This is a genomic window from Allobosea sp. (assembly GCF_048595345.1).
GTDB lineage: Bacteria > Pseudomonadota > Alphaproteobacteria > Rhizobiales > Beijerinckiaceae > Allobosea.
Genome location: NZ_JBMDWH010000116.1, coordinates 25,714 through 34,613 on the forward strand (window position 1 = coordinate 25,714; position 8,900 = coordinate 34,613).

The 8,900-nt window shown below is 67.8% G+C and carries 12 protein-coding genes; 6 read left to right on the plus strand and 6 right to left on the minus strand.

What is annotated here, in order from left to right; all coding sequences use genetic code 11:
- Nucleotides 1-49 precede the first annotated feature (49 nt).
- From ACOJTB_RS11650 to ACOJTB_RS11675, 6 genes are all read left to right on the plus strand, one after another.
- Entirely contained in the window at nucleotides 50-1,726 is a 1,677-nt protein-coding gene (locus ACOJTB_RS11650) for a methyl-accepting chemotaxis protein (protein WP_420102683.1), read from the plus strand.
- 88 nt (nucleotides 1,727-1,814) lie between these two features.
- Nucleotides 1,815-2,906, plus strand: a complete 1,092-nt coding sequence (locus ACOJTB_RS11655; RefSeq protein ID WP_420102684.1) for an ATP-dependent DNA helicase — start codon at nucleotides 1,815-1,817, stop codon at nucleotides 2,904-2,906.
- Between the two features lie 77 nt (nucleotides 2,907-2,983).
- Nucleotides 2,984-3,340 carry a hypothetical protein gene (locus tag ACOJTB_RS11660; protein ID WP_420102685.1) on the plus strand — a complete coding sequence of 119 codons (357 nt, stop codon included), beginning with the start codon at nucleotides 2,984-2,986 and terminating at the stop codon, nucleotides 3,338-3,340.
- Nucleotides 3,327-3,680 carry a type II toxin-antitoxin system PemK/MazF family toxin gene (locus ACOJTB_RS11665; protein WP_420102686.1) on the plus strand — a complete coding sequence of 118 codons (354 nt, stop codon included), beginning with the start codon at nucleotides 3,327-3,329 and terminating at the stop codon, nucleotides 3,678-3,680. The genes ACOJTB_RS11660 and ACOJTB_RS11665 overlap by 14 nt, the downstream gene beginning before the upstream one ends.
- 128 nt (nucleotides 3,681-3,808) lie before the next feature.
- On the plus strand, nucleotides 3,809-5,329 hold the full coding sequence (locus ACOJTB_RS11670; protein ID WP_420102687.1) for a DUF1800 domain-containing protein: 1,521 nt from the start codon (nucleotides 3,809-3,811) through the stop codon (nucleotides 5,327-5,329).
- Between the two features lie 5 nt (nucleotides 5,330-5,334).
- A complete protein-coding gene (locus ACOJTB_RS11675; RefSeq protein ID WP_420102688.1) occupies nucleotides 5,335-6,585 on the plus strand; it encodes a DUF1501 domain-containing protein in 1,251 nt (416 codons plus the stop codon).
- Nucleotides 6,586-6,668: 83 nt separating this feature from the next.
- On the opposite strand, the gene leuD is transcribed toward ACOJTB_RS11675, so the two are convergent.
- The 6 genes from leuD to ACOJTB_RS11705 all read right to left on the minus strand — a co-directional run.
- Complete coding sequence (leuD, locus tag ACOJTB_RS11680; RefSeq protein WP_420102689.1) at nucleotides 6,669-7,271, minus strand: 3-isopropylmalate dehydratase small subunit; 603 nt, start codon at nucleotides 7,269-7,271, stop codon at nucleotides 6,669-6,671.
- A gap of 27 nt (nucleotides 7,272-7,298) precedes the next feature.
- Nucleotides 7,299-7,718, minus strand: coding sequence for a metallopeptidase family protein (locus ACOJTB_RS11685; protein ID WP_420102690.1), 420 nt, complete (start codon nucleotides 7,716-7,718; stop codon nucleotides 7,299-7,301).
- An 18-nt stretch (nucleotides 7,719-7,736) separates the two neighbouring features.
- On the minus strand, nucleotides 7,737-7,982 hold the full coding sequence (locus tag ACOJTB_RS11690) for a hypothetical protein (RefSeq protein ID WP_420102691.1): 246 nt from the start codon (nucleotides 7,980-7,982) through the stop codon (nucleotides 7,737-7,739).
- The gene (locus tag ACOJTB_RS11695) at nucleotides 7,979-8,242 is read right to left on the minus strand and encodes a DUF2442 domain-containing protein (RefSeq protein WP_420102692.1); all 264 of its coding nucleotides are present in this window, start codon (nucleotides 8,240-8,242) and stop codon (nucleotides 7,979-7,981) included. The genes ACOJTB_RS11690 and ACOJTB_RS11695 overlap by 4 nt, the downstream gene beginning before the upstream one ends.
- Entirely contained in the window at nucleotides 8,217-8,459 is a 243-nt protein-coding gene (locus ACOJTB_RS11700; protein WP_420102693.1) for a DUF4160 domain-containing protein, read from the minus strand. The genes ACOJTB_RS11695 and ACOJTB_RS11700 overlap by 26 nt, the downstream gene beginning before the upstream one ends.
- A gap of 45 nt (nucleotides 8,460-8,504) precedes the next feature.
- Nucleotides 8,505-8,900: aconitase family protein (locus tag ACOJTB_RS11705; protein WP_420102694.1), on the minus strand; the 396-nt coding region annotated here is incomplete at its 5' end.

An 8,900-nucleotide genomic window follows, 5' to 3' on the forward strand; every position in this document is an offset into this window, starting at 1 on the left:
TTCGCTCGCATGTGCAAAAAGCCCCGCGGACTGGCGGCGGTGATAGGCTATGCGGCGACTGGGACTGACGGCGAAGATCATGCTGCTCTTCGCGCTGCTGAGCCTTGCGGCCGCTGGCGGCCTGATGAGCGTGCTGCTCGGCGGCAGGGAGGTGCGGCGCATCGACCGGCACGCCTTCGAGAGCATGCAGCTTGCCGGGACGGCGTCGCTGTTGGCCAGCCGTGTCGCGCATGCCTCGCTGCTCGCCCGCCTCGACGCGACGGCCAGCGCGAGCGAGCTCGCGGTGGCGATCGACCAGGTCGACGAGGCCACCGAACTCGTCGGCTCGGCCCGGGCCCAGTTCTTCAGCGCTCTACCTGACGATCTGCGGAAGGCCAATGCCATCCTCGATGCACGTCTGCGGACCTTCCTGGACTTCCAGCAAGGCATCGTCGATATCGGCCGCCGGGTTTCGGCCAAGGCGGCGCTGCTTGAATCGCAGGCCGACGAAGCGCGGCTGAACGCGGCGCAGATCATCGTCGCGACCTCCAGCCTTCGCGACAGGTTGGCCGAGCAGGCGAAGGAGGCGGCCGCGCTGGCCACCGTGCGCGCCGACATGGTGCGCTACCGCATCATCGTGTTCGCCCTGCTGCTGCCCCTGATCACGGGACTGGTTTCCTTTTTCGTCTTGCGGATGCAGGTGACGCGCCCGCTGCGCGCGCTGATGGAGGCGATTCGCCGGGCCACGGACTCCCAGACCGTGATCGAGGTGCCTCATTGCGGGCGCGCCGACGAAATCGGCCAGTTGGCGCGCACCGTCCGCGAGGTCAGCGTGATCCGCGCGACGCTGGTGACGCGCGAGAGCGAGGCGGATATCGCAAAGGCGCTTCAGGAGGCCCGCAGCCGCGAGCTTGCCCGCATCGCCGATGATTTCCAGTCGCGGCTGGGCGTGCTCCTGGCCGAGATCGGCCAGTCCAGCGAAGTGCTGCGTGGAGCGCTCCAGGATGCGGCGGTGCGGGCGACGCAGGTTTCCCGCAGCTCGGAGGTCGCGGTGGCTTCCGTCAACGGGGCGGGCGAGGAGGCTCACCGCACGGCCGAGGCGGCGCTCCAGATGGAAATGACGGTCGGCCAGATCAATGCCGAGATCGGCCGGGTGTCGATGATGGCGAGCGCGGCGACGCGCGAGGCCGCGGGCACCCATGAGCTTTTCGCCAAGCTGAAGGACAAGGCCGGCCAGATCCGCGACGTCATCGGACTTATCGACGAGGTCGCGCGCCAGACCAATCTGCTGGCCCTCAATGCCGCGATCGAGGCGGCGCGCGCCGGCGCCCATGGCCGAGGCTTCGCGGTCGTCGCCTCCGAGGTGAAGGCGCTCGCCAGCCAGACGACCGAGGCCGCGGCGATCGTGGTGCGGCGCATCGCGCAGGTCGACGATGCCCTGGCCGACGCCACCACGGCCGTGGATGCGATCGGCGGCAGCATCGCCGATGTCGAGCAGGCGGCCACCGAGATCGCCACCATGGTAGGGTCCAATGCGCGGCTGCTGGGGTCCCTCGGCGAAACGGTGGGCCGCATCTCGAACGTCACCGGCACCGCGGCGATGGCCATGGCGGAGATCGCCGAAGCACAGATGCAATCGGTCGACCAGGCGGGCATGGGCGCGCTCGGCGCGCGCGAACTGGTGGAGCGCATCGCGGCGCTGCAGTCGGAGGCGCAGGCCTTCGTGACGCGGCTGCGCGCCGCCTGAATCCGGACGCCGCTTGCGAGTCGGACGGGCTTGCCTTCGCGCCGCGACTCGGCCCTGTCTGCGGCATGGTCCTTTCCGCATTGCCCCGATGAGCTGGTCGCAGCAGCAGGATGCCGCCCTGTCGGCCGTGGCGCGCTGGCTGCAGGCCGGCGAGCCTCAGGTTTTCCGCCTGTTCGGCTATGCCGGGACCGGCAAGACGACGCTCGCCAAACATATCGCCGAGGCGGTGGACGGCGATGTCGTCTTCGCCGCCTATACCGGCAAGGCCGCGCTCGTGCTGCGCAACAAGGGCTGCGGCGAGGCGCAGACCATCCATTCGCTGATCTATCGCTCGCGCGGGGTCGATGAGGAGAGCCCGACCTTCGTGCTCAACCGCGAGAGCACGGCGGCCAAGGCCAAGCTGATCGTCATCGACGAATGCTCAATGGTGGACGAGGAGCTCGGGCGGGACCTGCTCTCCTTCGGCACGCCGGTGCTGGTGCTGGGCGATCCGGCGCAGCTGCCGCCGGTGAAAGGTGGCGGCTTCTTCACCGAGCAGGAGCCGGACGTGATGCTGACCGAGGTGCATCGCCAGGCGGCGGACAATCCGATCGTGCGGATGTCGATGATCGTGCGCGAGGGCGGCCGGCTCGATCTCGGCGACTACGGCCCGAGCCGCGTGATCCGCCGCGCCGACATCAACCCCGAGATCGTCATGGGCGCCGACCAGGTGCTCGTCGGCATGAACAAGACCCGCCGCAACTACAATGCCCGCATCCGCCAGCTGATGGGCCGGGCTGAGACCAATCCCGTGGCGGGCGAAAAGCTCGTCTGCCTGCGCAACGACAAGAGCAAGGGCCTGCTCAATGGCGGCTCCTGGATCGTGCAGGAGATCAAGACCTCCAAGAAGGGCCTCGTCACCATGCGCGTGACGCCCGAGGACGATACCGGCGGCAAGGCGGTGAAGGTCTCGGTGCTGCCGAATTTCTTCGACGGCACCGAGGAGGAGATCCCCTGGGAGCTGCGCAAGCACACCGACGAATTCACCTTCGGCTATGCGCTGACGGTGCATAAGTCGCAGGGCTCGCAATGGGACGATGTCGTGCTCTTCGACGAGAGCTTCGCCTTCCGCGAGCACAGGGCGCGCTGGCTCTATACCGGGCTGACGCGGGCGGCCGAGACGATCACGGTAGTGGTGTAGGGGCTTGGGCAAACCCGCCCCTTCTCGTCGAAGGGGGGTGGGTGGTATACCCCCGTATAGGAACGGAGGGCGCATCCATGGCACGTGTTCTCATCAATGATCATACAATCTGGCTGAAGCATATCGAAAGCGAGCGGATCGCACGTCGTCTGACATCGCTGAAACCCAATGCGCCGGTGGCTCTGCGAATCGAGGGCAAGCCGGTGCTGTTCCGCAAGATGCGTGACGGTGCCGATGGAAGGCCGACCCCAGGGCTGCGGCCCGACGAGGCGTTCAAGGACTTCTGGAACGCGCTTTACCGGGAGCGTCGTGGTGAAAAGGTCGAGATCGACCTTGGCGAGGAGTCGCACCGGGACCCCTATCTCGCCGCCGTCTCGACCTTGATGAGCGAATGGACCAGCAAGGCGGATTGCGAGGCGTATGACGACCTCTGACGGGCCCGCCTTCGACCGCTGGGATATCGGCGTCGCCCTGTTCCCGTTTACGGAACTGGCGCAGAGCAAGCCGCGACCTGTTCTGGTTCTGTCGAGTGCCGGGTTCAATGCGGCGCATGGGCACGTCATTGCCGCAATGATCACGACGGCTGCCGAAAGTCGCTGGGACAGCGACCACGCGATCCGGGAACTCTCCTCGACCGGGCTGAAGCACGCCTCCACGATCAGATGGAAGCTCTTCACCCTGCCGCTCGACGTGGTGCCGCGAAAGATCGGGCGATTGGGTGAGGAGGATCGCAGCCTCGTCGCCGGTCGCACGGCGAGCATCCTGCTCGACTGAACGAGCCTGGCCCGCTGGGCCGGCGATGGTGAGCCTCGCCCGAACCTTGCGTCATTGTAACGAAAGGTTTCGGCATTTCGCCATAGTTTTCGCCGAGGCTCTCGCCGCTCGCAGCGGAGACTCAGTCCATGGCGGAAAGCGGAGATCTGACCGCGAATGGCATTGCCCTTCAACGGTTCGGCCTCGGAATTCGGGCCGGGCAGGGCCAAAGCGCGTTCCGCGATGTAAGAGAGCGCCTGCTGGCCGAGATCGCAGCCGGCCCGGTGGCGCAGCCGCAGGGCGTGCCTTTCTCGGGTGCGGCGGAGATCGGCCGTTCGCTCTATGCCTTCGAGGACAAGGAGCGGATGGAGCGGGAGGCCAAGCGGAGCGCGACGCAGGTCGCCGCCGCCGCGCCGGCGCAGAACGCGATGGCTCTCGGCCCCCAGGCGCCCGCTGCTTCTCCTGTCCCGCCGCCTGCCGGTGGCCAGCCCGCGCCCGCTCAGCCGCCTGCGCCGAACGCGATGGCGCAGCCGGCCAAGCCGCCACCGCAGGAGCCGCCGCTGCCTTACCGGACCTATCGCGACGAGGTGAAGGCGCGCGTCGATCTCGCCTGCGCGGCCGAAACGGGGTTCGGCGAGCGGCTGGTGATGTTCTGGTCGAACCATTTCTGCATCGGTGCGACCAAGAGCAATATCGGGCGCATCATGGCCGGGGCCTATGAGCGCGAGGCGATCCGCCCGCATGTCTTCGGCCGCTTCGAGGATATGCTGATCGCGGCCGAGAGCCACCCGGCGATGCTGGACTTCCTCGATAATCGACAGTCGATCGGGCCGAACTCGCCGGTCGGCCGGCGCCAGCGCAAGGGGCTGAACGAGAACCTGGCGCGCGAGATCATGGAGCTGCACACGCTCGGCGTGTCCGGCGGCTATTCGCAAGGGGACGTCACCAATCTGGCGCGCATCATCACCGGCTGGACGGTGGTGGGGCGGGAGGGCGTGCTCGGCTTTCCCGGCTCCTTCGCCTTCAACGCCGGTCTGCACGAGCCGGGCACGACGCCGCTGCTCGGCCGTTCCTACGACCAGCCCGGCCGTGCGCAGGGGGTTGCGGCGCTGACCGATCTCGCCCGCCACCCCGCGACCGCGCATTTCATCGCGACCAAGCTCGCGCGCCATTTCGTGGCCGATGATCCGCCGCCCAAGCTCGTCGCCCTTCTGGAGAGCACCTTCCGCAGCAGCGGCGGCGACCTGCCGAGCGTCTACCGCGCGCTGATCGGCTCGGACGAGGCCTGGAGGGCGCCCGCGACCAAGGTTCGCTCGCCGCAGGAGTTTCTGATCGCCTCCTATCGCGCGCTCGGCCGCCAGCCGGATTTCGGCCAGATCAACGGGCCGCTGACTGCGATGGGCCAGCCCTTCTGGCAGCCCTCGGGGCCGAACGGCTATGCCGACACCAATGTCGCCTGGGCCTCGGCCGAAGGCATGAAGACGCGCATCGACGTCGCCGCCGGCTGGGGCCGGCAGGTGGCCAATACGGTGCCCGATCCGCGCCGGCTCAGCGAGGAGACGCTCGGACCTGTGCTTTCGCCCGAGACGAGGCAGGCCGTCGCGCGTGCCGAAACCAAGCCGCAGGCGATCGCGCTGCTGCTGATGTCGCCCGAATTCCAGAGGAGGTGACGGCGATGGATCTGCATGACGACGATGATTGCGAACGGATGACGCCCTCGCGCCGCGCCGTGCTGGGCGCGGCGGGGGCGCTCTTCGCCTGGTCCTTCGTGCCGAAACTCGCCTATGCCGCGCCCGGCAGCCGCGATCCGCGCTTCCTCGTGGTGGTGCTGCGCGGGGCGCTGGACGGGCTTTCGGCCGTGCCGCCCCTGGGCGATCCCGCCTATCAGAGTCTGCGCGAGGGTATCGCGCTGAGCAAGGACGGCCCGGACGCTGCGCTGCCGCTCGACGGGTTCTTCTATCTGCATCCGGCCATGCCGAATCTGGCGCGGCTCTATCGCAACGGCCAGGCGGCGATCGTCCATGCCGCCGCCACCGGTTATCGCGAGCGCTCGCATTTCGACGGGCAGGATGTGCTCGAAAGCGGCCAGCCGGGGCCGGGATACACCGCCACGGGCTGGCTAAACCGCCTGCTCGCAAGCCTGCCGGCGGGCGAGGGGATCGCGCGCAAGGGCGTGCTCGGCGTCGGCGTCGTGCCGCCGCTGGTGGTCCGGGGCGAGGCGCCGGTGCTGGGCTGGGCGCCGCCGCGCATGGCGCGTGCCGGCGCCGACCTCACCATGCGGCTCGCCGATCTCTACGGCCAGCGCGATCCGCGCCTCGCCGCCGCGCTGCAGCAGGCGATCGAGACGGAAGGCCTGGCTCAGAGGCGCGGCATGGACGGCAAGCCTGCCGGCGGGGGCGGACCGGACAGCGTCGATGGCATGCGCCGGATCGCCGAGGGCGCGGCAGGGCTCGTCGGCGCCGATGACGGCCCGCGCATCGCCGCGCTCGCCTTCGAAGGGTGGGACACGCATGCGAACGAGGGCGGCGCCAAGGGCGTGCTGGCGACTCGGCTGAGCGGGCTCGACGGGGCGCTCGCGACCTTCGAACAGGGGCTGGCGCCGGTCTGGAAGGACACAGTGGTGATGGTGGTGACGGAGTTCGGCCGCACGGCGGCCGTCAACGGCACGACCGGCACGGATCACGGCACCGGCACGGTCGCCTTCCTCGTCGGCGGGGCGGTGAAGGGCGGGCGCATGATCGCCGACTGGCCGGGCCTGAGGCCCGAGCAGCTCTACCAGAACCGCGATCTCAAGCCGACGACCGATATCCGCGCCGTCGCCAAGGGCGTGGTGGCGGATCTGTTCGGGCTGTCGGGCCCGGTCCTGGCGGAAAAGGTGTTCCCCGGCACGGGCGAGCTCAAGCCGATGCAGGGGCTGGTGGCTTAATAGCCGCGTTCCAGCGCGCGAGACGCCGTTCCCGAAGGAACGGCTCCTCAGGATGAGGGCTGCTGACTGCCTCGCCTTTTAGTTCAAGCCCATTCGCGCTGCTTGAGCTTCTCCTCGAAGGCCTCGATCTTGGTGGCCTTCTCCATGGTCAGGCCGATATCGTCGAGGCCGTTCAGCAGGCAGTGCTTGCGGAAGGGGTCGAGTTCGAAGCGGATTTCGCCGCCGTCGGGGCCCTTGATGGTCTGGGCCTCGAGGTCGATCGTCAGGGTGGCGTTGGAGCCGCGCTCGGCATCGTCGAACAGCGCGTCGAGCTGCTCGGGCGTCACCTTGATCGGCAGGATGCCGTTCTTGAAGCAGTTGTTGTAGAAGATGTCGGCGAAGCTCGTCGAGATCACGCAGCGGATGCCGAAGTCGAGCAGCGCCCAGGGGGCGTGCTCGCGCGAGGAGCCGCAGCCGAAATTGTCGCCGGCCACCAGGATTTGCGCCTTGCGATAGGCAGGCTGGTTCAGGACGAAATCGGGGTTCTCCGAGCCGTCCTCCTGGTAGCGCATCTCCGAGAACAGCGCGGTGCCGAGGCCGGTGCGCTTGATCGTCTTCAGATACTGCTTGGGGATGATCATGTCGGTGTCGACATTGACCACCTTGAGCGGGGCGGGGGTGGAGGTGAGGGTGGTGAAAGGCTGCATGGGTCTCGTCCTTTGATGAAGAGCGGCTCAGCCGGCCGCCTGTTCGATGGCTTCCATGTCCTCGTCGGAGAAGCCGAAATGGTGGCCGATCTCGTGGATCATGACGTGGCTGACGATGGAGCCGAGGCTCTCGTCATGCTCCGCCCAGTAATCCAGGATCGGCCGGCGGTAGAGATGGATCGTGTTCGGCATCTGGCCGGTCTGCGGCCCGAAGCCCTGTTGCGGCAGGCCGACGCCGGTGAAGAGGCCCAGCAGGTCGAAGGGGCTCTCGGCCTCCAATTCCTTCAGGACGTCGCCCTCGGGAAACTCGGTGACATTGAAGATCACATCGGCGCAGAGCGCGCGAAACTCCGCCGGCAGACGGTCGAAGGCGTCCTGCGCCAGCAGCTCGAAAGCCTCCAGCGAAGGGGCCTTCGCCGCGGTCCATTCGATGTCCGTGGCCTTCACCGAAGCGCCCATCCCACATTACCAGATCTTCAGCTGGTGGCCGAGCCACCAGGCCAGCACGATCACGCCCAGCAGCGAGAGCGAGCGGCCGATGCGCCGGCCCCAGAGCTCGATCCTGTCGCCCTCCGGCGCATCGGTGCCGGCGAAGTGATTGGCCGCGCGGCCGGCAGAGGTACCCAGCACGGTCTCGCTGTCTCGCTTGACGCGATCCAGCGCCGCCTTGGCTTCGGCCGCGCGGGCGGCTTCGCGGGGATCGGTGCTCACTTGACGACGCCGGGGGCGGCTCTGCCCGCCAACATGCCTTCGAGTGAAAGATCCTCGTCGACATCCGGCCAGTGAACACCGATGCCGGGGCCGAGCAACTCCCAGTTGTCCCGCTGGGTTGGAGTGGCGTTCAGTAACCGCGGATACCAGAACAGAGGGGTGCCGAGCGTCCGCCCATCCGAGAGATCGACGAACAGCATCGTCTCGTCACAGCGGACATTGCGGATCGCGACTCTATCCGTGGCCTTTGCAGTACTCATTCCAGCTTTCCTGAAGAGAGGTCTTCCGCTCCCGGACGATCGCCATTATGCGCGCGAGTTCCCTGGCGGAAAAGCCTCCGGTGTCGGCGAAGCTCAGGTCGTGGAGCCAGATCTTGGCGACCAGGCGATCGCGCTGAACATGCAGATGGGCGGGCTCGATGCAGTCGGCTCCGAAAAAGAAGAATCGGTACGGTCCTTCTCTCAGAACGGTCGGCACCGGCGTCGCTCCTGTGATTCAGAATGACGCCGGTGCCCGCCCTCGTCAGCCCAGCGTGCGCACGTCGACGAAGCGGCCGGTCAGCGCCGCAGCCGCCGCCATCGCCGGCGAGACGAGGTGCGTGCGGCCGCGATAGCCCTGGCGGCCCTCGAAATTGCGGTTCGAGGTCGACGCGGCGCGCTGGCCGGGCTTGAGCTGGTCGGGATTCATGCCCAGGCACATCGAGCAGCCGGGCTCGCGCCATTCGAAGCCGGCGGCGATGAAGATCTTGTCGAGACCTTCGGCCTCGGCCTGCTCCTTCACCAGGCCGGAGCCGGGGACGATCATGCCGTAGTCCAGGCTCTCATGCAGCTTCCTGCCCTCGACGATCTTCGCCACGGTGCGCAGGTCCTCGATGCGGCCATTGGTGCAGGAGCCGATCCAGATCACGTCGAGCGGGAT